The sequence below is a fragment of the Streptomyces sp. NPDC002232 genome (genome assembly GCF_042890295.1).
In the GTDB taxonomy this organism is placed as follows: domain Bacteria; phylum Actinomycetota; class Actinomycetes; order Streptomycetales; family Streptomycetaceae; genus Streptomyces.
Genome location: NZ_JBIARV010000002.1, coordinates 654,696 through 678,256, shown reverse-complemented (window position 1 = coordinate 678,256; position 23,561 = coordinate 654,696). Strand labels below are relative to the sequence as shown.

General features: G+C 71.5%; 23 protein-coding genes and 1 tRNA gene. 12 read left to right on the top strand and 12 right to left on the bottom strand.

All coding sequences use genetic code 11. The annotated features are described in order from the left end of the window. Window positions 1-107: 107 nt before the first annotated feature. Entirely contained in the window at window positions 108-743 is a 636-nt protein-coding gene (locus ACFYXU_RS09875) for a TetR family transcriptional regulator (RefSeq protein WP_389457209.1), read from the bottom strand. Window positions 744-859: 116 nt separating this feature from the next. Between ACFYXU_RS09875 and ACFYXU_RS09870 the strand changes: the two genes are divergently transcribed. Together ACFYXU_RS09870 and ACFYXU_RS09865 are read left to right on the top strand one after the other, a co-directional pair. After that, window positions 860-2,482, top strand: coding sequence for an MFS transporter (locus tag ACFYXU_RS09870; RefSeq protein ID WP_376508573.1), 1,623 nt, complete (start codon window positions 860-862; stop codon window positions 2,480-2,482). Window positions 2,483-2,613: 131 nt separating this feature from the next. Further along, entirely contained in the window at window positions 2,614-3,090 is a 477-nt protein-coding gene (locus ACFYXU_RS09865; protein WP_389457207.1) for a peptidase inhibitor family I36 protein, read from the top strand. Here ACFYXU_RS09865 and ACFYXU_RS09860 read toward each other — a convergent pair. Together ACFYXU_RS09860 and aceE are read right to left on the bottom strand one after the other, a co-directional pair. Further along, window positions 3,071-3,850 (bottom strand): potassium channel family protein, encoded by a 780-nt coding sequence (locus ACFYXU_RS09860; RefSeq protein ID WP_384574005.1) that lies wholly within the window; start codon window positions 3,848-3,850, stop codon window positions 3,071-3,073. The genes ACFYXU_RS09865 and ACFYXU_RS09860 overlap by 20 nt on opposite strands. Before the next feature lie 66 nt (window positions 3,851-3,916). Then, window positions 3,917-6,649 carry a pyruvate dehydrogenase (acetyl-transferring), homodimeric type gene (aceE, locus tag ACFYXU_RS09855; RefSeq protein ID WP_376508567.1) on the bottom strand — a complete coding sequence of 911 codons (2,733 nt, stop codon included), beginning with the start codon at window positions 6,647-6,649 and terminating at the stop codon, window positions 3,917-3,919. Window positions 6,650-7,068: 419 nt separating this feature from the next. Here aceE and ACFYXU_RS09850 point away from each other — a divergent pair, with 419 nt between their 5' ends. The 6 genes from ACFYXU_RS09850 to ACFYXU_RS09825 all read left to right on the top strand — a co-directional run bounded on the left by ACFYXU_RS09850 (window position 7,069) and on the right by ACFYXU_RS09825 (window position 11,626). Then, window positions 7,069-7,491 carry a DUF3052 domain-containing protein gene (locus tag ACFYXU_RS09850; RefSeq protein WP_329855367.1) on the top strand — a complete coding sequence of 141 codons (423 nt, stop codon included), beginning with the start codon at window positions 7,069-7,071 and terminating at the stop codon, window positions 7,489-7,491. 131 nt (window positions 7,492-7,622) lie between these two features. Further along, window positions 7,623-8,081, top strand: a complete 459-nt coding sequence (locus ACFYXU_RS09845; RefSeq protein ID WP_376508565.1) for a peroxiredoxin — start codon at window positions 7,623-7,625, stop codon at window positions 8,079-8,081. A gap of 138 nt (window positions 8,082-8,219) precedes the next feature. After that, window positions 8,220-8,795, top strand: coding sequence for a TerD family protein (locus tag ACFYXU_RS09840; protein WP_026058190.1), 576 nt, complete (start codon window positions 8,220-8,222; stop codon window positions 8,793-8,795). Window positions 8,796-9,021: 226 nt separating this feature from the next. Then, window positions 9,022-9,597: a TerD family protein gene (locus tag ACFYXU_RS09835; RefSeq protein ID WP_329855372.1), complete on the top strand. Its 576-nt coding sequence runs from the start codon at window positions 9,022-9,024 to the stop codon at window positions 9,595-9,597. A gap of 29 nt (window positions 9,598-9,626) precedes the next feature. Then, a complete protein-coding gene (locus ACFYXU_RS09830) occupies window positions 9,627-10,772 on the top strand; it encodes a DUF475 domain-containing protein (RefSeq protein WP_361403658.1) in 1,146 nt (381 codons plus the stop codon). A 116-nt stretch (window positions 10,773-10,888) separates the two neighbouring features. Beyond that, window positions 10,889-11,626 (top strand): Tellurium resistance, encoded by a 738-nt coding sequence (locus ACFYXU_RS09825; RefSeq protein ID WP_329855376.1) that lies wholly within the window; start codon window positions 10,889-10,891, stop codon window positions 11,624-11,626. A gap of 14 nt (window positions 11,627-11,640) precedes the next feature. Here the strand turns inward: ACFYXU_RS09825 and ACFYXU_RS09820 are convergent, their stop codons facing one another. Next, window positions 11,641-12,516 carry a TerD family protein gene (locus ACFYXU_RS09820; RefSeq protein WP_389457576.1) on the bottom strand — a complete coding sequence of 292 codons (876 nt, stop codon included), beginning with the start codon at window positions 12,514-12,516 and terminating at the stop codon, window positions 11,641-11,643. Window positions 12,517-12,693: 177 nt separating this feature from the next. On the opposite strand from ACFYXU_RS09820, the gene ACFYXU_RS09815 reads away from it, so the two are divergent. The 3 genes from ACFYXU_RS09815 to ACFYXU_RS09805 all read left to right on the top strand — a co-directional run bounded on the left by ACFYXU_RS09815 (window position 12,694) and on the right by ACFYXU_RS09805 (window position 17,459). Beyond that, window positions 12,694-13,932 (top strand): HpcH/HpaI aldolase/citrate lyase family protein, encoded by a 1,239-nt coding sequence (locus ACFYXU_RS09815; RefSeq protein WP_376508562.1) that lies wholly within the window; start codon window positions 12,694-12,696, stop codon window positions 13,930-13,932. 18 nt (window positions 13,933-13,950) lie between these two features. Continuing rightward, window positions 13,951-16,401, top strand: coding sequence for a phosphoribosyltransferase (locus ACFYXU_RS09810; protein ID WP_389457204.1), 2,451 nt, complete (start codon window positions 13,951-13,953; stop codon window positions 16,399-16,401). 62 nt (window positions 16,402-16,463) lie between these two features. Further along, window positions 16,464-17,459 (top strand): HAD family hydrolase, encoded by a 996-nt coding sequence (locus tag ACFYXU_RS09805; protein WP_389457202.1) that lies wholly within the window; start codon window positions 16,464-16,466, stop codon window positions 17,457-17,459. 25 nt (window positions 17,460-17,484) lie between these two features. On the opposite strand, the gene ACFYXU_RS09800 is transcribed toward ACFYXU_RS09805, so the two are convergent. The 3 genes from ACFYXU_RS09800 to ACFYXU_RS09790 all read right to left on the bottom strand — a co-directional run bounded on the left by ACFYXU_RS09800 (window position 17,485) and on the right by ACFYXU_RS09790 (window position 19,935). Continuing rightward, window positions 17,485-17,694, bottom strand: coding sequence for a zinc ribbon domain-containing protein (locus ACFYXU_RS09800; protein ID WP_329855380.1), 210 nt, complete (start codon window positions 17,692-17,694; stop codon window positions 17,485-17,487). A 32-nt stretch (window positions 17,695-17,726) separates the two neighbouring features. Continuing rightward, window positions 17,727-19,037 (bottom strand): hypothetical protein, encoded by a 1,311-nt coding sequence (locus tag ACFYXU_RS09795; RefSeq protein WP_389457574.1) that lies wholly within the window; start codon window positions 19,035-19,037, stop codon window positions 17,727-17,729. Between the two features lie 130 nt (window positions 19,038-19,167). Then, window positions 19,168-19,935 (bottom strand): DUF4097 family beta strand repeat-containing protein, encoded by a 768-nt coding sequence (locus tag ACFYXU_RS09790; protein ID WP_389457200.1) that lies wholly within the window; start codon window positions 19,933-19,935, stop codon window positions 19,168-19,170. Between the two features lie 155 nt (window positions 19,936-20,090). On the opposite strand from ACFYXU_RS09790, the gene ACFYXU_RS09785 reads away from it, so the two are divergent. After that, a tRNA-Val gene (locus ACFYXU_RS09785) sits at window positions 20,091-20,165 on the top strand. Between the two features lie 72 nt (window positions 20,166-20,237). On the opposite strand, the gene ACFYXU_RS09780 is transcribed toward ACFYXU_RS09785, so the two are convergent. The 5 genes from ACFYXU_RS09780 to ACFYXU_RS09760 form a co-directional block, all read right to left on the bottom strand. Further along, window positions 20,238-21,389 carry a tyrosine-type recombinase/integrase gene (locus ACFYXU_RS09780; protein ID WP_389457198.1) on the bottom strand — a complete coding sequence of 384 codons (1,152 nt, stop codon included), beginning with the start codon at window positions 21,387-21,389 and terminating at the stop codon, window positions 20,238-20,240. Continuing rightward, complete coding sequence (locus ACFYXU_RS09775; protein ID WP_389457196.1) at window positions 21,389-21,577, bottom strand: helix-turn-helix domain-containing protein; 189 nt, start codon at window positions 21,575-21,577, stop codon at window positions 21,389-21,391. The genes ACFYXU_RS09780 and ACFYXU_RS09775 overlap by 1 nt, the downstream gene beginning before the upstream one ends. Further along, complete coding sequence (repSA, locus tag ACFYXU_RS09770) at window positions 21,574-22,944, bottom strand: replication initiator protein RepSA (RefSeq protein WP_389457194.1); 1,371 nt, start codon at window positions 22,942-22,944, stop codon at window positions 21,574-21,576. Before repSA ends, ACFYXU_RS09775 begins: the two co-directional genes overlap by 4 nt. A 90-nt stretch (window positions 22,945-23,034) precedes the next feature. Further along, window positions 23,035-23,358, bottom strand: a complete 324-nt coding sequence (locus ACFYXU_RS09765) for a SpdD-like protein (RefSeq protein WP_389457192.1) — start codon at window positions 23,356-23,358, stop codon at window positions 23,035-23,037. 44 nt (window positions 23,359-23,402) lie between these two features. Further along, entirely contained in the window at window positions 23,403-23,561 is a 159-nt protein-coding gene (locus tag ACFYXU_RS09760; protein WP_107063396.1) for a hypothetical protein, read from the bottom strand.

Sequence of the window (23,561 nt, the reverse complement as noted above, 5' to 3'; positions counted from 1 at the left end):
GGCCCCCGACCTGCGGGGGGCCACCCGCCCCGCCGAGGGCCCGCCGCCGCACGGCGAAGAGCCCCGCCGCAGAGGCCCCGCCCCCGCAGCGGCCCTTGCCGAGGCCCCTACCGCTCCCGGTCCCAGCGCGGGGCGAGCGCCGGGCCGAGGTGGTCGAGGTAGGCCTCGGTGAGCTCGCGGATGGCCCCCAGGCTCTGGTCCGTACCCCGGCCCCACATCTGGCCGGTGACTCTCATCACCCCGCTGAACGCCGCCACCGCGATCCGGGGGCGGGGGTCCGCGTCGACGTCGAGGCCCTCGCGCGCGGCGATGATCCGGGCGATGGTCTCCTCCATCTCGGTGGAGCGGCGCAGGTGGACGGCGAGCAGCGCGGGCGTCGACTCGATCATCCGGTACGTGCGCAGGTACAGCTCGACGGGGACGACCTCGACGATCGCCTCGCCGATGGTGTCCCAGGCGGACAGGACGGCGTTGCGCATCGCGTCGAGGGGGGCCTCGTCCGCCGGGCGCCGGCCGAGGGCCTGCACGAACCGGTCCTCCACCATGTGCTGGACGGTGAAGGCGACCTCCTCCTTGGAGGAGAAGTACCGGAAGAAGGTGCGCTGGGACACCTCCACGGCGTCGACGATCTCGTCGACGGTGGTCCGCTCGTACCCCTGGGTGGTGAAGAGCTCCAGTGCCACCCGGGTGAGTGCGTCGCGCGTGCGCTGTTTCTTCCGCTCGCGCAGTCCGGGCAGGGTCACGTCGGGGTCCTCTTTCCAGCGTTTCGTCCTGCTCAGCGTACCTGTGAGCTACGTGACAGTTACCGACGCGTGAATCGCTTTGTCAATTGTCAGTGACTGTCACTAGCCTCGATCGCATGACTAGTCAGACCACCGTGGAAAAGGCCCCGCAGGGTCAGGGGGGCGCCCGGGAACCCGCACCGGTCCCGGCGAAGGGACTGCGCGGCCACCCCTGGCTGACCCTGTTCGGCGTGGCCGTGGGCGTGATGATGGTCGCGCTCGACGGCACGATCGTCGCCATCGCCAACCCCGCCATCAAGACCGACCTCGGCGCCAGCCTCGCCCAGGTCCAGTGGATCACCAACGGCTATCTGCTCGCGCTCGCCGTCGCCCTGATCACCGCCGGCAAGCTCGGTGACCGCTTCGGCCACCGGCAGACCTTCCTCATCGGCATCGCCGGCTTCGCCGCCGCCTCGGGTGCCATCGGGCTCTCGAACTCCATCGGGGCCGTGATCGCCTTCCGCGTCCTTCAGGGCCTCTTCGGCGCCCTGCTGATGCCGGCCGCGCTCGGCCTGCTGCGCGCCACCTTCCCCGCCGAGAAGCTGAACATGGCCATCGGCATCTGGGGCATGGTCATCGGCGCCTCCACGGCGGGCGGCCCGATCGTCGGCGGTCTGCTCGTCGAGCACGTCAGCTGGCAGTCCGTCTTCTTCGTCAACGTGCCGGTGGGCGTCGTCGCGCTGGTGCTCGGCCTGGTCATCCTGAAGGACCACCGCGCCGAGAACGCGCCGCGCTCCTTCGACGTCCTCGGCATCCTGCTGCTCTCCGGCGCCATGGCCTCCCTCGTCTGGAGCCTCATCAAGGCCGGTGAGTCCTGGGGCTGGTCCAGCGGCAAGACCTGGGGCTGCCTGATCGGCGCGCTGATCCTGTTCGCGGTCTTCGCCTTCTGGGAGACGAAGGTCAAGGAGCCGCTGATCCCGCTCGGCATGTTCCGCTCCGTGCCGCTCTCGGCCGGCGTGGTGCTGATGGTCCTGATGGCCTTCGCCTTCATGGGCGGCCTCTTCTTCGTCACCTTCTACCTCCAGGGCGTGAAGGGGCTGAGCCCGGTCGACAGCGGTCTGCACCTGCTGCCGCTGACCGCGATGATGATCGTCTCCTCGCCGCTGGCGGGCGCGCTCATCACCAAGTTCGGGCCGCGCGTGCCGCTCGTCGGCGGCATGGTCTGCACGGCCGTCGCGATGTTCGGCATGATCACCCTCACCGCGGGGACCGGCACCTTCGCCATGTCCCTCTGGTTCGCGCTGCTCGGCCTGGGGCTCGCCCCGGTCATGGTCGGCGCGACCGAGGTCATCGTGGGCAACGCGCCGCTGGAGCTCTCCGGCGTGGCCGGTGGTCTGCAGCAGGCCGCCATGCAGGTCGGCGGCGCGCTCGGCACGGCGGTGCTCGGCGCCGTGATGTCGTCGAAGGTCGCCGACTCCTTCGCGGGGAACTGGAAGGAGGCCGGCATCCCGGCTCCGGTGAACCCGCAGCTGGAGCAGGCCGCGGAGTTCGGCATGGCCCCGCCGGAGCTGGCCCAGGCGCCGGGGATGACCCCCGACCTCTTCCAGCTGATCACCAAGGTCATCCACGACACGTTCCTCGACGGCATGGGCCTGGCCTTCAGCGTCGCCGGTGGCGTGGCCGTGGTCGCGGCGCTGGTCGCGACGCTCACCAAGCGCGGCGAGAACGCGGAGGCGGGCGGCATGGGCGGTCACATCTGACGCCCGGTCCTCGGGGTTCCCGTAGGGGGCCGTCACCCGTTCGCGTGAACGGGGGCGGCCCCTCTTCCGTCCGCGGAGGACGTCCGCCATGCTCGTGGTTACAGAGAGTGACGATACGGGGGTTCATCAGGATGTATACGAAGACAGCACTCGCGCTCGCGGCCGCCCTGGCCCTTCTGCCGGCCGCCCAGGGTGCCGGAAGCGCCTCCGCGGCCACGACCGCGCCGCCCGCCAGGACCGCGCCGCCCGCCGCGACAGCGCGGCCCGCCGCGACCGCGACCGCGCCGCCCGGCTCCGCGGCGCGGCCCGCACCGTCCGGCACGGTGCTCGGGACCTGCGGGCCGGGCCGGCTCTGCCTCTGGCCCAAGCCCGACTTCAAGGGCAGGCCGTGGACGCACGAGCTGGCCACGACCGACATCGACAGCTGCGTCGCCCTGCCGCCGGGCACCTCGGCGCAGTCCCTCGCGAACCGCACGGGGCGGCCCGTCACGACGTACCAGTCGGCCGAGTGCGGGGAGACGGGCGAGTTCGAGACGTACCCGGGGCGGGGGACGTGGGCTCCGCAGACGGCCTACGAGGTCAGAGCGTTCAAGCTCTGGGAGCGGTAGGCGAGGGGACCTCGCGCGGCTCGTTCGGCGGCGGCGGTGCCGCGAGCCGGGCCACCTCGGCGCGGAGCTCCCGGACCTCCAGGGTGAGCGCCTCCAGGAGCTCGGTCTGCCGGCGCTCCACGGCGTCGTCGCGGTCGAAGCGCGAGATGAACCAGGCCGCGATGTTGGCCGTGACGACACCGAGCAGGGCGATGCCCGAGAGCATCAGGCCCACCGCGAGCACCCGGCCGAGCCCCGTGGTCGGGGCGTGGTCGCCGTAGCCGACGGTGGTCATCGTGGTGAACGACCACCACACCGCGTCCCCGAGCGTCTTGATGTTGCCGTTCGGGGCGTCCCGCTCCACGTGCAGCACGGCCAGCGAGCCGAACATCATCAGTCCGACCACCGCGCCCGCCACATAGGTGGTGAGCGTTATCTGCGGGGCCATCCGGGCCCGCCGGCCGACGAGGAGGAGCGTGGAGACGACCCGCAGCAGCCGCAGCGGCTGCACCATCGGCAGTATCACCGCGAGCAGGTCCAGCGGATGGCCGCGCACGAAGCGCCACCGGTCCGGGGCGAGCCCGAGACGGACGAGGTAGTCGAGCGCGAAGGCACCCCAGACGACCCACTCGACGTGGGTGCACAGCCGGTGCACCCACGGCTCGGCGCCGGGGGCCACGATCGGCACCGCGTAGGCGAGACCGAACGCGACCGCGAGCACCAGGAGCGGTGTCTGGGTGCGCTCTTCCCAGCGCAGCTTCTTGACGGGCATGACCGGCATCGTAGGGAACGGCGAAGGGCGACGGGACCGTGTCCCGCCGCCCTCACCAGCCCGAACGATCCGCCGTCAGGCGTCGCCGCCCGCGGCGCCCGGGTCGGCGGCCGCCACGTCGAGGAGCTGGTAGCGGTCGATGGCCTGCTTCAGGGCCGAGCGCTCGACCTTGCCCTCGCGGGCGAGCTCGGTCAGGACCGACAGCACGATCGACTGCGCGTCGATGTGGAAGTACCGGCGGGCCGCGCCCCGCGTGTCCGCGAAGCCGAAGCCGTCCGCGCCCAGCGAGGTGTAGGAGCCCGGCACCCAGCGGGAGATCTGGTCCGGCACCGCCCGCATCCAGTCCGAGACCGCGACGAACGGGCCCTCGGCGCCCTGGAGCTTGCGCGTCACGTACGGGACGCGCTGCTCCTCGTCCGGGTGGAGCAGGTTGTGCTCCTCGACGGACACGGCCTCGCGGCGCAGCTCGGTCCAGGACGTCGCGGACCAGACGTCGGCCCGGACGTTCCACTCCTCGGCCAGGATCCGCTGCGCCTCGACCGCCCACGGCACAGCGACGCCCGAGGCCATGATCTGCGCCGGGACGGAGCCCGCCTCGGCGGCCTTGTAGCGGTGGATGCCCTGGAGGATGCCGTCCACGTCCACGTTCTCGGGCTCGGCCGGGTGCTGGATCGGCTCGTTGTAGACGGTCAGGTAGTAGAAGACGTCCTCGGCCTCGGGGCCGTACATCCGGCGCAGACCGTCCTTGACGATGTGCGCGATCTCGAAGCCGAAGGCCGGGTCGTAGGCGATGCAGGCCGGGTTGGTCGAGGCGAGGAGGTGCGAGTGTCCGTCCGCGTGCTGGAGGCCCTCGCCGGTGAGCGTGGTGCGGCCGGCGGTGGCGCCGAGCACGAAGCCCCGGGCGAGCTGGTCGGCCATCTGCCAGAACTGGTCGCCGGTCCGCTGGAAACCGAACATCGAGTAGAAGACGTACACCGGGATCAGCGGCTCGCCGTGCGTGGCGTAGGCCGAGCCGGCGGCGATCAGCGAGGCCGTGCAGCCGGCCTCGGAGATGCCGTCGTGCAGCATCTGGCCGGTCGGCGACTCCTTGTAGGCGAGCAGGAGTTCGCGGTCCACCGCCTCGTACTGCTGGCCCAGCGGGTTGTAGATCTTGGCGCTCGGGAAGAACGCGTCCATGCCGAAGGTGCGGTACTCGTCGGGGGCGATCAGCACGAAGCGCTTGCCGATCTCCTTGTCCCGCATGAGGTCCTTCAGGATGCGGACGAACGCCATCGTGGTGGCGATCGACTGCTGCCCCGAGCCCTTCTTGGCGGCCGCGTAGGCCTTGTCGTCCGGAAGGGTCAGCGGCTTCGCCCGCACGACCCGGGTCGGGACGTACCCGCCCAGCGCCTCGCGGCGGTCGTGCATGTACTGGATCTCCTCGGAGTCCCGGCCCGGGTGGTAGTACGGCGGCAGGCCGTCCTCCAACTGCCGGTCCGTCACCGGGATGTGCAGCCGGTCGCGGAAGCGCTTGAGGTCGTCGACCGTCAGCTTCTTCATCTGGTGGGTCGCGTTGCGGCCCTCGAAGTTCGGGCCCAGCGTCCAGCCCTTGACGGTCTGCGCGAGGATCACGGTCGGCTGGCCGGCGTGCGCCTTCGCCGCCGCGTAGGCCGCGTAGATCTTCTTGTGGTCGTGTCCGCCGCGGCCCAGGTGCAGGACCTGCTGGTCCGACATGCCCTCGACCATCGCGCGCAGCCGGTGGTCGTCGCCGAAGAAGTGGTCCCGGATGTAGCCGCCGGTCTCCGTGGCGTACGTCTGGAACTGCCCGTCCGGGGTGGTGTTGAGCTTGTTGACCAGGATGCCGTCGCGGTCCTGCGCGAGCAGCGGGTCCCAGGAGCGGTCCCAGATCAGCTTGATGACGTTCCAGCCGTTGCCCCGGAAGATCGACTCCAGCTCCTGGATGATCTTGCCGTTGCCGCGGACCGGGCCGTCGAGGCGCTGGAGGTTGCAGTTGACGACGAAGGTGAGGTTGTCCAGGCCCTCGCGGGCGGCGATGGACAGCTGGCCGAGGGACTCGACCTCGTCCATCTCGCCGTCGCCGAGGAAGGCCCAGACGTGCGACTTGGAGGTGTCCGCGATGCCGCGCGCCTCCATGTAGCGGTTCATCCGGGCCTGGTAGATCGCGCCGAGCGGGCCGAGGCCCATCGACACGGTCGGGAACTCCCAGAAGTCCGGCATCAGCCGCGGGTGCGGGTACGAGGACAGGCCGTCGGGGAACTTCGACCGCTCCTGGCGGAAGCCGTCGAGCTGCGTCGCGTTCAGCCGGTCGAGGAGGTAGGCGCGGGCGTAGATGCCGGGGGAGGCGTGCCCCTGGAAGAAGATCTGGTCGCCGCCGTCGCCCTCGTCCTTGCCGCGGAAGAAGTGGTTGAAGCCGACGTCGTACAGCGAGGCGGAGGAGGCGAAGGTCGCGATGTGGCCGCCGACGCCGATGCCCGGGCGCTGGGCGCGGGAGACCATCACGGCCGCGTTCCACCGGGTGGCGTTGAGGACCTTGCGCTCGATCTCCTCGTTGCCCGGGAAGAACGGCTCGTCCCGGGTGGCGATGGTGTTGACGTAGTCCGAGCTGCGCATCTCGGGCACGGCCACGCGCTTCTCGCGGGCCCTCTCGATCAGCCGGAGCATGAGGTAGCGGGCTCGCTCACGACCCCGCTCGTCGACGGCCGCGTCGAGGGAGTCGAGCCATTCCTGGGTCTCTTCCGGGTCGAAATCCGGGACCTGGCTGGGAAGGCCGCCAATGATGATCGGGTTGCGATCGGATCCGGGAGCCACGCTCTTCCTTCGCTGTTCGGTGGTGCCCACGGGGCCACGGACGTGGTCGGGACGTCCATCGTCTACCCCGCGTGCGCCAGGCGTCACACTTACCGAAAGGTAACCCTCCGGGGTGTCCTCCATGCGTCCGGGTGCGCTCAAATCGCAACCTTACGCCCAACCCGCGCATGCGTTTCGTCCGGGCGTTCGGCAGACTGAAACCGCAGAAGTCAGTAAACCGGGACGAATCATGTGTGCTTGATCACCGAGGGAGGTCCGACCGTGCCGGAAGTTGCGGCGAGACGGCCCCAAACGTCACCGTTTCGGCGGTCTCGGCGGCCGGGTACTTGCGCGATCCGCCCCGGCACGTGTGGACTACGGCCAGCGCCGCGCGCATACGCGCGGCCCACAGGATTTTCCGAATGAGCAGGAGGCAAGCCGTGAGCGCGACCGCGGACCACGCGGAGGAGCGGACCAACCCGGCCGGAAGGCTGGGGTTCGAGCCCGGACAGGTGGTCCAGGAGATCGGCTACGACGACGACGTCGACCAGGATCTCCGTGAAGGCATCGAGTCCGTCATCGGAACCGACCTCGTGGACGAGGACTACGACGATGTCGCCGACGTCGTCGTGCTGTGGTTCCGGGACGAGGACGGCGATCTCACCGACGCCCTGGTGGACGCCATCGGTCTTCTGGAGGACGGTGGCAACATCTGGCTGCTGACCCCGAAGACCGGCCGCGACGGCTACATCGAGCCGTCCGACATCCAGGATGCCGCGCAGACAGCGGGTCTCTCCCAGACCAAGAGCATCAGCGTCGCCAAGGACTGGACGGGCACCCGCCTGGCCGCCCCCAAGCGCTGACCACCACGCTGCGAGGAGCCCCCGCCGGTCCACCGGCGGGGGCTTTCGTGCGCAGGCCGTAGGGTGGGGTTCACCCGGGTTCACCGATACGGCCCAAGGCCCGGGGCCCCGTCGGAAGGGACGCGTACGCGATGGCGATCGAGGTCGGCACCCAGGCCCCGGACTTCGTCCTCAGGGACAACCACGGCAGGACCGTGCGCCTCTCCGACCTGCGGGGCGAGAAGAACGTGGTGCTGCTCTTCTACCCCTTCGCCTTCACCGGGGTCTGCACGGGCGAACTGCGCGAGCTCCGCGACCGGCTCCCGGACTTCGTCAACGACGACACCCAGCTCCTCGCCGTCTCCAACGACTCCATCCACACCCTCCGCGTCTTCGGCGACCAGGAGGGCCTGGAGTTCCCGCTGCTCTCCGACTTCTGGCCGCACGGCGAGGCCTCCCGGGCGTACGGCGTCTTCGACGAGGAGAAGGGCTGCGCGGTCCGCGGCACCTTCGTCATCGACAAGGCCGGCACGGTCCGCTGGACCGTCGTCAACGCCCTGTCGGACGCCCGTGACCTGGGTGATTACCTCAAGGCCCTCGAAGCCCTCTGAGCGCCCCGGAGCCGACACCCACGGAATCACCGGGCGAATCGACTGTTTCGACCGGGAACCCGTCACTAGGATCCAGACGTTGATCCGATGCCAACGCACGACTGGGGGCGCTGCCCCTGGAAACCTATGGAGGGACTCGTGGGAGTCAGCCTCAGCAAGGGCGGCAACGTCTCGCTGACCAAGGAGGCCCCTGGCCTCACCGCCGTGACCGTCGGTCTGGGCTGGGACGTCCGCACCACCACCGGTACGGACTTCGACCTCGACGCCAGCGCCATCCTGGTGAGCGAGGAGGGCAAGGTCCGCAACGACCAGGACTTCGTCTTCTTCAACAACCTGAAGAGCGCCGACGGCTCGGTCGAGCACACCGGTGACAACCTCACCGGCGAGGGCGAGGGTGACGACGAGCAGGTCAAGGTCAGCCTGGCCACCGTGCCGGCCGACGTGGCCAAGATCGTCTTCCCGGTCTCGATCTACGACGCCGAGAACCGCCAGCAGTCCTTCGGCCAGGTGCGCAACGCGTTCATCCGCGTCGTCAACCAGGCCGGCGGCGCCGAGATCGCCCGGTACGACCTCTCCGAGGACGCCTCGACCGAGACCGCGATGGTCTTCGGCGAGCTGTACCGCCACGGCGCGGAGTGGAAGTTCCGCGCCGTCGGCCAGGGGTACGCCTCGGGTCTGCGCGGCATCGCGCAGGACTTCGGCGTCAACGTCTGAGCCGAACCGTTCGAACCGTCCGGCGCCGCACATCCCGTGCGGCGCCGGTCGTGCCTCACCCCGACCGGGGATCACACCTCCCCGGTCGTGCCTCACCCCGACCGGGGATCACACCTCCCGGTCGTGGCTCACCCCGACCGGGGGTCACGCCTCCCGGTCGAGCTCATCACCACCGGGGAGAAACCTCGCCGGTCGTGCCTCATCACCACCGGGGAGGAACCGAATCATGGGCGTCACGCTCGCCAAGGGAGGCAATGTCTCCCTCTCCAAGGCCGCACCCAACCTCACCCAGGTCCTCGTGGGGCTCGGCTGGGACGCGCGCTCCACCACCGGAGCCGCCTTCGACCTCGACGCCAGCGCCCTGCTGTGTCAGGCCGGCCGGGTGCTCGGGGACGAGTACTTCGTCTTCTACAACCAGCTCCGCAGCCCCGAGGGCTCCGTCGAACACACCGGGGACAACCTCACCGGTGAGGGTGAGGGCGACGACGAGTCCCTCATCGTGGACCTCACCAAGGTGCCGGCCCACTGCGACAAGATCGTCTTTCCGGTCTCGATCCACGACGCCGACAACCGCGGCCAGAGCTTCGGCCAGGTCAGCAATGCCTTCATCCGTGTCGTGAACCAGATGGACGGGCAGGAACTCGCCCGCTACGACCTCTCCGAGGACGCCTCCACCGAGACCGCGATGATCTTCGGCGAGCTCTATCGCTACAACGGCGAATGGAAGTTCCGAGCCGTGGGACAGGGGTACGCGTCGGGGCTCCGGGGCATCGCTCTAGACTTCGGGGTCAACGTTTCGTAAAGCCATGTAATTTCACGATGGGGTAGACAGTGGTTCTGAAAACCTTCGGGTGGTCGTTCGCGATCACTGCGCTCGGTCTGGTGGCGGCGGTGCTCTACGGGGGGTGGGAGGCGTTCGGGATCGTCGCGATCCTGTGCGTCCTCGAGATCTCCCTGTCGTTCGACAACGCGGTGGTCAACGCCGGAATCCTGAAGAAGATGAATGCCTTCTGGCAGAAGATCTTCCTCACGGTCGGCGTGCTCATCGCCGTGTTCGGCATGCGCCTCGTCTTCCCCGTCGTGATCGTCGCCGTGAGCGCGAAGATCGGCCCGATCGAGGCCGTGAATCTCGCGCTCAACGACGCGGACCGCTATCAGGAGCTGGTGACCGACGCGCATCCGTCGATCGCCGCCTTCGGTGGCATGTTCCTTCTAATGATCTTCCTCGACTTCATCTTCGAGGAGCGCGACATCCAGTGGCTGCGCTGGATCGAGCGCCCGCTGGCCAAGCTCGGCAAGGTCGACATGCTGTCGGTCTGCATCGCCCTCGTCGTCCTGCTGATCAGCGCGATGACCTTCGCGACCCACGCCCACCAGCACGGCGGCACGCACGTCGACAAGGCGCAGACGGTCCTCATCTCCGGCATCGCCGGCCTCATCACGTACCTCGTCGTCGGCGGTCTCTCCAGCTACTTCGAGAACAAGCTGGAAGAGGAGGAGGAGCGCGAGCACGAGGCCGAGGAAGAGGCCAAGCGCAGCGGCAAGAAGGTCACCGTGGTCCAGCTCGCGGGCAAGGCCGCCTTCTTCATGTTCCTCTACCTGGAGGTCCTCGACGCCTCCTTCTCCTTCGACGGTGTCATCGGCGCCTTCGCCATCACCAACGACATCGTCCTGATGGCGCTCGGCCTCGGCGTCGGAGCCATGTACGTCCGGTCGCTCACGGTCTACCTGGTCCGCCAGGGCACCCTCGACGACTACGTGTACCTGGAGCACGGCGCCCACTACGCCATCGGCGCCCTCTCCGTGCTGCTCCTGGTGACCATCCAGTACGAGATCCCCGAGGTCATCACCGGCTCCATCGGCGTCCTCCTCATCGCCTGGTCCTTCTGGTCCTCCGTCCGCCGCAACAAGCGGATCGCGGCGGCCGAGGGCGGATCGGGCTCGGACGACAAGACCGAGGTGCCGTCCGGGGTGTGACACCCCCGGCTGCGAGGAATGCTTCTCTGCGGGGCGGCCGGTGCATCCGGCCGCCCCGCAGGCATGTGCACGGCGACGAGCCGCGGTGACGACGATCAGTGGGGGGTGAAGGCGTCATGGCCTTCTGGGACAACCTGTTTCCGGGGAGGACGGCGCAGTTCGACTCGGGCAGCGCGGCGTCGAACTCGATCGACCTGACGAAGCGGCGTCCGACCGTCTCGCTCACCAAGCAGGGCGCCGCCACCGGAAACCTCCGGGTGAACCTGTCCTGGCGGATGCGGACCTCCGACATCGAGGGCCGGTCCCGGCAGAGCGGACGGCTGCTGCGGAACCCCGCGCAGTTCTTCAAGCCCGAGGTCGTCCAGGCCCACACCCAGGGCGTCGTCAACGTCGACCTCGACCTCGGCTGCCTCTACGAGCTCAGCGACGGCAGCAAGGGCGTGGTGCAGCCGCTCGGCGGCTTCCTCGGCGACCTGAACGAGGCCCCGTACGTCCGCCTCAGCGGCGACGACCGCTTCGGCGGCTCCTCCGGCGAGACGATCTTCGTCAATCTGGACCACTGGGACGAGATCAAGCGGCTGCTGTTCTTCGTGTACATCTACGACCAGACGCCGGCCTTCGACCGTACGCACGCCAAGGTGACGCTCTACCCGAGCAACGGCCCCCGGATCGAGGTCGAGCTCGACGAGCGCGCCCCCCAGGCCCGCTCCTGCGCCGTCTTCTCCATGGAGAACGTCAAGGGCGAGCTGACCGTCCGCCGCGAGGTGCGCTTCGTGTACGGCTTCCAGGCGGAACTGGACCGGCTGTACGGCTGGGGCCTGCAATGGGGGCGCGGCTACAAGACCAAGACGTAGCCGTGCCCGCCCGCTCAGCTCCGGACGAACTGGGGACCCATCGGAGGCATGCGGAACTCCGGCGCCGGGTTCCGCTCGGCGGCCGTCACCGGCTGCGGATAGCCGTACGCGGGGGCCGGGGCGTGGACCGGCTCCTGCGGGTAGCCGTAGGCGGGCGCCCGGTCCGGCATCGGCGGCACGGTCGGCTGCGGCGGCACGGGGGTGTGCACCACGGTCAGGTCGAGGTCGGGGTCGTGCGCGGGCGCCTCGGGGAAGGCGGACGCGCCGCCCCCTGCGGCCGCCCGGCCGCCCTCGGCCGCGTCCTGGGAGCCGTCCCGGCCGGCCTCCTGCGCGGCGTCCTCGTCGACCGAGATGCCGAAGTCCGTCGCGAGGCCCACGAGCCCCGTCGGATAGCCCTGCCCCACGGCGCGGAACTTCCAGCCGTCGCCGCGCCGGTACAGCTCGCCGCAGATGACGGCCGTCTCCTCGCCGGTCTCCGCCGTCACGTCGAACAGCGCCAGCGGCTCGCTGTCCGGCCCGGCCAGCGCGTCGTACAGCAGGATCCGCAGGTCGGAGACGGAGCGGAAGGTGCCGCCGTCGGAGGAGGCCGCGACCACCACCCGGTCGACCGAGGGGTCGAGCCCGGCCAGATCGGCCTCCACGGTGTCCGTCAGACCCTCGGCGACCCGCTTCTTCGGCAGCCGCCGCACCAGCCCCGAGGGGTGGCGCGGCTGGTTGTAGAAGACGAAGTCCTCGTCGGACCGGACACGCCCGGAGGGCCCGAGGAGCAGGGCCGAGGCATCCACGTCGGGGACCCCGGGGCCCGGGGTCCAGCAGAGCACGGCCCGTACGGCCGCGGTGTCGAGAGGGACGTTGGAGCCCTTCAGCATCGCGTGCGTCATGACCGCAATCCTGCCCTCCCGCCCGACCCGCGGACAACGCGGGGGCGCCACGGATACCCGGACCGGGCGACGGATGCTGACGAGTTACCTGAATTTCATGCTCTGAGGGAACTACGGACACCCGCACCTACGTACTATTACCGGCCACATGTCATCAGGGCCCGAAGCGGCAGACGGGAGACTTACATGCGTCATTTCGGGCACCTCCCGGCCGCGGTGCGCGCCGGACTGTTCCACCAGGAGCCGGCCGAGTTCACCTCCGGCTCGCCCGCCCGCACCCTCGCCGTGGCCCTGGGCGCCACGCTCTACAGCCCGGCCACCCGGCCCCGGCTGGCCGAAGCCGTGCGCAAGCAGGCCAGGCGCGGAGTGGTCTCCATGGTGCTCTGCCTGGAGGACTCCATCAGCGACGCCGAGGTCGAGGCGGGCGAGGCCAACCTCGTCCGGGGCTTCGCCGACCTCGCGGCAGGCCCCGCCGAGGCCGCGGCCGAGCCCTCCGACGGGACCGTGACGGACGCCGACACCGCCACGGACCACCCCGAGACCGCCGTGGACCTGCCCCTGCTCTTCGTCCGGGTCCGCGAGCCGCGCCAGATCACCGACCTGGTCGACCGCCTCGGCGCCTCGGTGCGCCTGCTGTCCGGATTCGTACTGCCCAAGTTCACCGAGTCCCGCGGTCACGCCTTCCTGGAGGCGCTCACCCAGGCCGAGCGGACGGCCGGCCGGCGCCTCTTCGCCATGCCCGTCCTGGAGTCCCCCGAGCTGCTCCACCTGGAGACCCGGGCCGAGACCCTCGCCGGGATCGCCGCGATCACCGACAAGTACCGCGACCACGTCCTCGCCCTCCGCCTCGGCGTCACCGACTTCTGCTCCGCCTACGGGCTGCGCCGCTCGCCCGACATGACCGCGTACGACATCAAGATCGTCGCGAACGTCATCGCCGACGTCGTCAACGTCCTCGGCCGCTCCGACGGCACCGGCTTCACCGTCACCGGACCCGTCTGGGAGTACTTCCGACCCGGCGAGCGCATGTTCAAGCCGCAGCTGCGCCGCAGCCCCTTCCTCGAAGGCCGCGCGGAGGACCTGCGCACCGCCCTCATCGAGCACGACCTCGACGGCCTGCTGCGCGAGATCGAGCTCGACCGGGCCAACGGCCTGCTCGGGAAGACCTGCATCCACCCCACCCACGTGGTGCCGGTGCACGCCCTCTCCGTCGTCAGCCACGAGGAGTGGAGCGACGCCCAGGACATCCTCCGACCCGACCGGGACGGCGGCGGAGTGCTGCGCTCCGCCTATACGAACAAGATGAACGAGGTGAAGCCGCATCGCGCGTGGGCCGAGCGCACCCTCCTGCGCGCCGAGGTCTTCGGCGTCGCCAAGGAGGACGTCGGCTTCGTGGATCTGCTCACCGCCGGCCTGGCCGGCTGACGAAGGGACGTCGACGACGTGGTGTGGACCGGAACGTGGGTCGCGGAGCGACTGGGCGTCGAACTGATCGGCGACGAGGAGCTGCCCGCCCTGTTGGGCCTCGCACTGCGCCGCAACCCCAAGCGCGCGCACCTGCTGGTCTCCAGCGTGCTCGGCAAGCACGTGCCGCAGCGGCCCTCCGTCGTGTACGGCTCGGGCTTGGGCCTCGGCCGGCGCGTCCGGGAGCTCCTCGGCGACGAGGAGGCCGGCCGGTCCGTCGTCCTCGGCTACGCGGAGACTGCCACCGCCCTCGGGCACGCCGTCGCCGACGGCCTCGGCCTCGCCCCGTACCTCCACTCCACCCGCCGCCCCGTGGCCGGCGTGGCCCGCGCGGGCGGCTTCGAGGAGTCGCACTCCCACGCCACCTCGCACCTCCTGCTGCCCGAGGACCCCGAGCTGCTCGCGGGCGACGGACCGCTGGTCCTGGTCGACGACGAGTTCTCCACCGGAAACACCGTCCTCAACACCATCCGCGCCCTCCACGCCCGCTACCCCCGGGGCCGGTACGTCGTCGTCGCCCTCGTCGACATGCGCTCCACCGCCGACCTCGGCCGCCTCGACGCCTTCGCCCGCGAGATCGGCGCCCGCGTCGACCTCGTCGCGGGCGCCGCCGGCACCGTCCGCCTCCCGGACGGCGTCCTGGAGAAGGGCCAGGCCCTGGTCGCGGCCCACGAGGGGCCCGCCCCCGCCCCCGTACCCCTCCCCGGCGAGGCACCGGAGCGGGTGGACCTCGGCTGGCCCGAGGAGCTCCCCGACGGCGGACGGCACGGCTTCACGACCGACCACCGCGAGCGCCTGGAGGCGGCCCTGCCCGCGATGGCGAAGGCCCTGGCCGGGGCGCTGACCGCGCCGGCCGCCGCCGCACCGCCCCGCGTGCTCGTCCTCGGCTTCGAGGAGCTGATGTACGCGCCGCTGCGCCTCGGCACCGCCCTGGAGGACGCCGGACACGACGTCCGCTACTCCACCACCACCCGCTCGCCCGTCCTCGCCGTCGACGACCCCGGCTACGCCATCCGCACCCGGCTCGTCTTCCCCGCCCACGACGACCCCGCCGACGGGCCCGGCGAGCGCTACGCCTACAACGTCGCGGGCGCGGGCTTCGACGCCGTCGTCCTCGTCGTGGACTCCGCGGCCGACACCCCGGCCCTGCACGCCCCGGACGGCCTGCTCGCCCAGCTCGCCGCGCACATCCCGCGCGTCGTGCTCGCGGTGGTCCCGTCCTACACGCCGCCCCACGCGCCCCCGGTCCGCGTCACCGAAGTCACCGAAGCTCCCGAAAGGAGCTCCATGCTGCCCGAGCCCCTCCGCGGCCCCGCCTTCTCCTCGTACGCACCCGAAGAGGTCGGCTGGCTGCTCCAGGACCTCTCGGACGTCGAGCTCGAAGCCCCCACCGAGGAGCGGGAGGAGGCCATCCAGAGCGGCGGCGCGCACTACGCCGAGTCGCTCCCCGTCGAGTACCAGCCCAGCGAGCGCTACCAGGAGCTCTTCCACGCGGCCCTGGAGAGCTCCGCCGCCCGCATCGCCCGCGCGGTCGGCACGGTCACCGAGACCGTCCTCGCCGAGCGGTCCCCGCGGCCCGTCCTGGTCTCCCTGGCCCGGGCCGGCACCCCCGTCGGCGTACTGATGCGCCGCTGGGCGAAGGCCCGCCACGGCCTCGACCTCCCGCACTACGCCGTCTCCATCGTGCGCGGCCGCGGCATCGACGCCAACGCGCTGCGCTGGCTCGCCGCCCACCACGACCCGGCCGACGTCGTGTTCGTCGACGGCTGGACCGGCAAGGGCGCCATCACCCGCGAACTCGCCGAGGCCGTACGGGACTTCAAGGGCTTCGACCCGGAGATCGCGGTCCTCGCCGACCCCGGCTCCTGCGTCCGCACGTACGGCACCCGCGAGGACTTCCTCATCCCCTCCGCCTGCCTCAACTCCACGGTCTCCGGCCTGATATCGCGTACGGTCCTCCGCTCCGACCTCGTCGGACCGGACGACTTCCACGGCGCCAAGTTCTACCGCGAGCTCGCCGGATCCGACGTCTCGGAGGCCTTCCTCGACGCCGTCGCCGCCCGCTTCGACGAGGTCGCCGCGAGCGTCGACACGGACGTCAAGGAACTCCTCACCACCGACCGCACCCCCACCTGGGAGGGCTGGGCGGCCGTGGAGCGGATCAGCGAGGAGTACGGCATCCACGACGTCAACCTGGTCAAGCCGGGCGTCGGCGAGACCACCCGGGTGCTGCTCCGCCGCGTCCCCTGGAAGATCCTCGCCAAGCGCGGCGCCGACGCCGACCTGGCGCACGTCCGGCTGCTCGCCGAGCAGCGCGGGGTCCCGGTCGAGGAGATCGACGAACTCCCGTACAGCTGCGTCGGCCTGATCCATCCTCAGTACACGAGGGGTGCGACGGGCGCGGACGGAAAGGCGGTGGTGTCCCAGTGACCACGGACACGAGTGCGGGTACGGGGACGGACATGGATACGGCGACGAGTACGGCGACGGACATGGGTACGACGGCGAACGCGGCCACGGACACGGCCACGGCTCCGGTCACGGCCACGACCACGGTCCTGGAGGAGGGCCCGGGTCCGGACGCGGGCAGGGCGAAGGGGATCGACACGAGCACGGTTCCGGTCACGGTCACGAGCACGGTCCTGGAGGAGGGCCCGGGCGCGGGTCCGGGTCTCGCCCCGGCCCGGACGCTGGTGGCGAGCGACCTCGACCGCACCCTCATCTACTCGACCGCGGCCCTCGCCCTCGGCATGCCGGACGCCCAGGCGCCCCGGCTGCTCTGCGTCGAGGTCCACGAGTCCAAGCCGCTCTCCTACATGACCGAGGACGCGGCCGAGCTGCTGGCCCGGCTGACCGCCGAGACCGTCTTCGTGCCCACCACCACGCGGACGCGCAAGCAGTACCAGCGCATCCAGCTCCCGGGCACCGCGCCGGCGTACGCGATCTGCGCCAACGGCGGGCACATCCTCGTCGACGGCGTCACCGACCGCGACTGGCACGCGTCCGTCGTCCGCAGGCTCGCCGAGGAGTGCGCGCCGCTCTCCGAGATCCGCGCCTACCTCACCGCCACCACGGACCTGTCCTGGGTGCGCAAGCACCGGGTCGCCGAGGACCTCTTCGCCTACCTGGTCGTGGAGCGGGAGCGGCTCCCCGAGGACTGGCTGGACCGGTTCGGCGCCTGGGCGGGCGACCGGGGCTGGACGGTCTCGCTCCAGGGCCGCAAGGTGTACGCGGTGCCGAAGCCGCTGACCAAGAGCGCGGCCGTCCGCGAGGTCGCCCGCCGCACCGGCGCGTCGCTCACGCTGGCGGCCGGGGACTCGCTCCTCGACGCCGACCTGCTGCTCGCCGCGGACCGGGCCTGGCGCCCGGGCCACGGCGAACTCGCCGACAGCGACTGGACGGCACCCCACGTCGACGTCCTCGCGGAGCGCGGGGTGGCGGCGGGGGAGGAGATCCTGCGCCGCTTCCGGGCGGCCGCGGCGGCCTAGTCGTCACACTCCCGTCGGCCCCGGCTCAGCCGCAGCAGCCCCCGCCGCAGCAACCGCCGCCGCCTCCGCCCTGCGCGGGGGCGGCGGTGCTGCCTCCCACGGCCACGGCCGAGAGCAGCTTCACGGTGTCGTCGTGCCCGGCGGGGCAGGCGGCGGGGGCGGAGGACTCGGCCATGGGACGGCTGAGCTCGAAGGTGTCGCCGCAGGTGCGGCAGCGGTATTCGTAACGAGGCATGGGAACAGGCTAGCGGCGGTGCGCGCGCGGCATCAGTGGCCGGCGCCGGATCCCCGGTCCTCCCGGATCAGGCCGACGACGTGCGCGGCGGCCGCGCGGACGGCCTCCAGCTCGGTCAGGAAGTGCCAGTAGTCGGGGTGGCGGCCCTCCAGGCCGTCCACGGCCCGGTCGAGACGGGCGACGGCCTCGTCGAGGGGCCGGGCGTGCCGGGGGTCGGGCGTGTTGCGCCCCGCCATGGCGAGCCGCTGGGCGTCCCGCACCGCGAACCGGGCGCGGTCGATCTCCGCCTTCGGGTCCTTCGCGACGGCGTCCAGGCGGCGCAGCCGGTCCCCGGCGGCCGACACGGCCTCGTCGGTCGAGTCGAGGAGCACGCGGGCGGTGGAGAGCAGCGAGGTCGCGTCCGGCCAGCGCTGCTCGGCCCGCGCCGTCCCGGCCTCGGCGAGCCGCTCACCCGCCTGACGGAGAGCCGCGGCGGCCTGCTCGGGCACGTGCTGGAGGTCCTGCCAGCAGGCGGCCGCGTACCGCCGGCGCAGCTCGGAGAGGACGGGCTCGACGCCCTCGGTGCGGGTGGTGAGCGCCTCGGTGCGGGTACGGAGCGACACGAGCCGCTTGTCGATCTCGGCGGCCCGCTCGGGCAGCCGCTCGGCCTCGGCCCGTACGGCCTCGGCGTCCCGGAGCACACGGTCGGCGCGCTGGAGCGTCTCGGGGACGCCGTGCCGGCCGGCGCCCTCGTTGAGCAGGGTCAGCTCGGGACCGAGCGCGGCGAGGCGGGCGGCCAGGTCGTCGGCGCGCAGCCCGGCCTCCCGGGCGCCGTCGAGGGCGTCGCTCGCACCCCGCAGGGCCTGCCGGGCCCGCTCGACGGCGGGCGCGAGACGGGCGAGCTGGGTCTCGGCGCGGCCCAGGAGCGGGGCGAGGCCCTCCTCGAAGCGCTCCAGCTCGCCCTTGACGCGGTCGAGCTCCTCCTTGGCGCGGTTCAGCTCGCCGCGGGCCCGGGAGGCGGTGGCGGCGTCGAGCTCGTCCCGGTCGAGGTCATGGGCGTCGACGGCCTCGATGTAGACGTGGCTGACCTCGTCGATCCGCCGCCCGAGCGCCTCGAACCCCTCGACGGCGCGGCGCGCCTCCGGCGAACTGTCGACGGCGGCGATCGTCTCGATGGAGATCCGGAGCCCGCGCTGGGCGGTGTCGAGCTCGTAGAAAGCGGCGGCGGCGGCGTCCTTGGCGGCCTGCGCCTCGGCCCGCTGGCTCTCGCCGCGCCCGCCGAACCACCGGCGGGTCCCGCCGCCGGCGAAGGCCTGCGGCAGCAGCGCGCCCACCAGCAGGGGCAGCGCGAGAGCCAGCCGGATCGCGGAGGAACCCCCGGACGCCCGTCCGCCCCTAGCGTCGCTCTCCGCCACGTACTACTCCCCGTGCTGTGTCCGCCGTGCCCGGTCAGGGTTCATTGTCCCACCCGGTAAGGACGAACACACGGCCCGGTCAGTTCACCGTACGGACGGTGAGATCCCCGTTGTCGCTGCGCAGGCTCACGACGTGCTCGCTGTCGTCGCGGCGGGGCACGTCGAGGCGGACGTCGCCGTTGTCGCTGGAGCCGGACACGGCGTACTCGGCCCGGGGGACCGTCACGGTCACGTCGCCGTTGTCGGTGACGACGTCGACCTTGCGGGGGACGGTGCGCAGGCTGATGCCGACGCCGCCGTTGTCGGACCGTACGGAGAGCCGGGCCGAGGTGACGGAGTCCTCGACGTCGACGTCACCGTTGCCGCTGCCGAGGTCGAGCGCGCCGGAGGCGTTCCGGACCCGGACGTCCCCGTTGTCGGACCGGACCTTCAGGGGAGTGGTGAAGCCGTCGGCGGTGACGTCGCCGTTGCCGTCCTCGACGGAGACGGCGACGCCGCGGGGCACCTGGATGCGGTGGACGGCCCCGCAGCTGGAGGCGACGGCGTCGCACTCGACCCGCAGCGTGAGCCGCCCGTCCACGAGCTTCCAGCTGGCGTCGGGCCCGGACCCCATGAACACCCACCCGTCGACCTGCCGCTCGACGCGCACCTCGTCGATGTCGGCGGGCGTGATCACCAGCTCGGAGTTGTCCGAGTCGACGGTGAGCGCGTCCCCACCGAACGCGAACGCCTTCCGCTCCACCGGCGCCCCCTCGGCATCGGCGGCCCCGCACCCGGCGAGCGCGAACACGGCGACACCGGAAGCGAGCAGCACACGGAACGGACGGCCAGCGACCATGACGATCATTCCCCCAGAGACGAAGCGACGACACCCCGACGCTACGACCCCACCCCCTCCCCCCACGATCGGGCGACCCACCGTCCCGGGGGTGGGGCTACCCCCCGCCCCTTACGGGTTTGCGGCACCCACCCCGGGGCCATGTAGGCTGTTGCCTCTTCCACGGGTGCGTAGCTCAGGGGTAGAGCGCTGCTCTTACAAAGCAGATGTCGGCGGTTCGAAACCGTCCGCGCCCACCAGCACAAAGGCCCCGGACCGATCATGGTCCGGGGCCTTTGACATCCACTTCTGACATCAACGGGGACGGTCGATCACGACCGGGGACGGCTCCTGAGCAGCCGATCCACGTGACTCACGGCCTCCCGCTGCGTGTCCTGGACGACGTGCGTGTACCCGTTCATCGTCACGGCGATCTGGCTGTGTCCGAGGATCTCCATGACGACGCGGGGCGGGACGCCAGCGGCGGTGAGGAGCGTCGCCGTACCGTGCCGGGCGTCGTGCAGCCGGACGACGCGGAGACCGGCGTTCTTCGCGACGCGGGTGAACGAGCGGTAGAGGTTGCGCGGCTCGATGGGCTGGCCGGTGCGGGTGGTGAAGACGTACCCGGTCTCCGTCCACTTCTCCCCGGCACGCTCGCGGGCGGCGGCCTGCTTGAGCCGCTGCCACCGCAGAGGAGCGACGCAGATCGCGGGGAGGGGAAGCGTCTGCTTGCGCCGGCGCCCCTTGGGGTCGTCCTCGTACACCTCGCCGGCCACCCGCTGCCGCTGCGTCCTGACCCGGATCTCCCGCTTGTCGAGGTCGACGTTCTCCCAGCGGAGGCCGACGACCTCCCCGCGGCGGAAGCCGAGGGCGATGGCGAGGACGAAGGCGGCGTACAGCGGGTCCTTCCGGGCGGCGGCGAGGAAGTCGAGCGTCTCGTCCAGGGACCAGGGGGAGAGCTCCCGGGCGGCGACGGTCGGCGGCTCGACGAGCGTCGCGACGTTCCGGCTCACCAGCTCCTCACGGCAGGCGGCGGTGAGGGCGGTGCGGAGCACGCGGTGCGACTCCTTGGCGGTGGCGGCGCTGGTCTTCTTCTCCAACTGGGCGAGGAAGCGCCGGACATCGGCGACGCCGAGGGATTCCAGCCGCTTGGAGCCGAGCATCGGGACGAGGTAGAGCCGGACGTGCACCTCGTACTTGGCAGCGGTGGTCTTCTTGCGGCGCGGCTTGACGATGTTGTCCAGCCAGTACGGCAGCCACTCGGAGAGCTTCATCGAACGGGTCGGGACGGGAACGCCGTTGTCGACCTTGTCGAGGAGCGCACGGCGCTTGGCGTCGCATTCCGCCCAGGTCTTGCCGTAGGCGAACTTCCGGGCCCGCGTGCCGTCGGGCTGGAGGACGTAGACGGCAGCCTGATAGCGGCCGTCGGACCGCTGGGTGATGGTGCCGGCCCCGTTGGGGTTGCGCTTGCGCTGGGTGGCCATCAGGCGGCCTCCTCGATCTGGTTGTCGATGAAGTCCCGGACGGCGTCGGCGGGGACGCGGCGCGACCGGCCGATGGTGAGGGAGACCAGGCGGCGGGACCGAATGAGGTCGTAGACGGTCGAACGGCCGAGCTTGAGCCGCTCCATGACCTCCGGGACGGTGAGGAGTTCGGCGGTGGCGGTGGTCATGCGGCGGCTCCTTCCAGGCGGAGTGCTTCCCGTGCGGTCTGGCGGTTGAGGTGGATGTCCCGGGCGATGGTGGCGGCGAGGGCGGCCTCGCCGGGGGAGTGGCCGTGGCCCGCGTACTGCCAGGCGGCGAGGACGAGCACGGTGTCCGGGACGACGTCGAGGTTTTCCTGGGCCGCGCGGTAGTCGGCGCGGATCTGGCGGAGGGCGCCGAGGGTGGTCGAGTAGTGGCGGGACTTGGTGGAGAAGTGGCCGCGGAAGCCGAGCATGTGGGCCCAGGCGGTGAGCTTCCGGTCCGGGTAGAGCGGGGACAGGTCCAGGCAGGCTTCGATGAGGCGGCGGGGGTGGTCGGCGACGTCCAGAAGGTCGAGCACCTCTCGGTTGCCGATCCGGCGGTCGAGGCTGCCGGTGGTCTCGGCTGCCTTGGTGGCGTACTTGGCGACGTAGGCGGCCACGGCCTGTTCGGTGATGTCGGAGCCGTCCCCGAACGCCTTGACCGGGCGGACGTCGAGCTGTCGTCCCCACTGGAACCGCCGGCGCGGCTGGTCCCCGGCGGCCGGGACGGTGATGGTGGTGTACGCGTGGACGGCAGCGGCCCGGATGGCGTCGTCCAGCAGGGGCACGGTGGCCCAGGAGGGCGGTGCGCTGCCGGGCCCGTCCCGTCCGTCGAGTCGGATGACGGCGTGGAAGTGGATGGCGCCGCGCTTCTGGAACTCGGCGACCTTCCCGTACGAGACCCGCAGGATGTCCTTCATCGCGCGCTGCGTGAGCCCGGCGCGGGCGGCCAGTTCACGGCGGAGCCGGTTGGCGAAGCGCTGCCAGAGCTGCCCGGCGTGGTTGTTGAAGAGGACGGCGCCGGCGTAGTCGTACGACTCGGGGTCGAGGGCCGTACCCAGGGCGGGGTCGTCGTCCCGGTGCCGGACGCCGCAGCGGCAGGCGCCCCGGTCGGGTCGGTTGTGGACGGGGCCGAAGGACGGTGCGGTGAGCGTCGCGAACACGCGGGGGTGGTCGCGGACGGTCGCGGGGATGTCCTTGGTCTCGTCACCGGCGAGGCCGGCGCGGATCAGGTGGTACGTGTCCCCGGCGTAGGTGTGGGCGCAGGAGGGGCAGCGGGAGGCCCGGCGGTTGCCGCAGGCGACGCGGAGGCGCCCGCCAGGTTCGGTCTCCGTCGAGTACCGGCGGAGGGTCTCGCCGGAGGTCCGGTCCTTGGCGAGGGACCATCCGGTGAGGTGGACGGGGTCGGAGCAGCCGCCGGTGCGGTGCACCTGGTCCTTCCAGCGGTCGAAGTCGGGGTTCGCGGCCACGCGGAGGACGTCGTGCAGGGTGGCCGGGTCCAGGCCCGCCGAGGTCGCGGCGTTGGGCTGGGCCATGATGGGTCTTCCTTCCGGTCGAGAGATCGGCGAGGGGTACGGCTCCCGGGCGGCGGATGCTTGGCGGTATCGAGGCCGCCCGGGGGCCGGTCAGCGGCGGCGCTTGTTCGGGGACGTGAGCAGCGAACGGACGACGACCGCGCAGACGGCGACCGAGGCGGCGGTGACGGCGGTCGCGAGCAGCATCGAGACCAGGACCGTGCCGACGACCAGGACCACGGCGGTGCCAGCGCCGACGACGGTGAGGACGCTGCCGGGGGTGAACTGGACGGGGGGCCGGGCGGTCGGGACGACCGGGGCCGAGGCCGGGGCCATGGTCTGCGGCGCAGGCTCCACGGCGATCGGCTGGACGACGGCGGGCGGCGCGGTGACGCCGACCGGGGTCGGCATGGTCGGAACCTTGGGGCGAAGCATGGGTGGTTCTCCTTTCTGGGTGGGTCGGATCCGTACGGGTCGGGTCACTCGGAGACGGCGGCGTCGATGACGGGGGCCAGAAGGCTGTCGGCGAGGAGGAAGCCGCCGAGGAGGAGCACGGCGACGAGCCACCAGGGCGGGCGGATCAGCTTGATGCCGAGGGCGCCGACGACGAGGAGGGTGAACCAGAGCGGGACGTCCAC

Bases quoted from the DNA above. Each gene is read 5' to 3' on its own strand.
- ACFYXU_RS09860 (WP_384574005.1), bottom strand. From the start codon at position 3,850: ATGCCGGTCATGCCCGTCAAGAAGCTGCGCTGGGAAGAGCGCACCCAG.
- ACFYXU_RS09765 (WP_389457192.1), bottom strand. From the start codon at position 23,358: ATGCTTCGCCCCAAGGTTCCGACCATGCCGACCCCGGTCGGCGTCACC.
- ACFYXU_RS09865 (WP_389457207.1), top strand. From the start codon at position 2,614: ATGTATACGAAGACAGCACTCGCGCTCGCGGCCGCCCTGGCCCTTCTG.
- ACFYXU_RS09780 (WP_389457198.1), bottom strand. From the start codon at position 21,389: ATGGCCACCCAGCGCAAGCGCAACCCCAACGGGGCCGGCACCATCACC.
- ACFYXU_RS09845 (WP_376508565.1), top strand. From the start codon at position 7,623: ATGGCGATCGAGGTCGGCACCCAGGCCCCGGACTTCGTCCTCAGGGAC.
- ACFYXU_RS09825 (WP_329855376.1), top strand. From the start codon at position 10,889: ATGGCCTTCTGGGACAACCTGTTTCCGGGGAGGACGGCGCAGTTCGAC.
- repSA (WP_389457194.1), bottom strand. From the start codon at position 22,944: ATGGCCCAGCCCAACGCCGCGACCTCGGCGGGCCTGGACCCGGCCACC.
- ACFYXU_RS09835 (WP_329855372.1), top strand. From the start codon at position 9,022: ATGGGCGTCACGCTCGCCAAGGGAGGCAATGTCTCCCTCTCCAAGGCC.
- ACFYXU_RS09870 (WP_376508573.1), top strand. From the start codon at position 860: ATGACTAGTCAGACCACCGTGGAAAAGGCCCCGCAGGGTCAGGGGGGC.
- ACFYXU_RS09790 (WP_389457200.1), bottom strand. From the start codon at position 19,935: ATGATCGTCATGGTCGCTGGCCGTCCGTTCCGTGTGCTGCTCGCTTCC.
- ACFYXU_RS09815 (WP_376508562.1), top strand. From the start codon at position 12,694: ATGCGTCATTTCGGGCACCTCCCGGCCGCGGTGCGCGCCGGACTGTTC.
- ACFYXU_RS09800 (WP_329855380.1), bottom strand. From the start codon at position 17,694: ATGCCTCGTTACGAATACCGCTGCCGCACCTGCGGCGACACCTTCGAG.
- ACFYXU_RS09775 (WP_389457196.1), bottom strand. From the start codon at position 21,577: ATGACCACCGCCACCGCCGAACTCCTCACCGTCCCGGAGGTCATGGAG.
- ACFYXU_RS09805 (WP_389457202.1), top strand. From the start codon at position 16,464: ATGGGTACGACGGCGAACGCGGCCACGGACACGGCCACGGCTCCGGTC.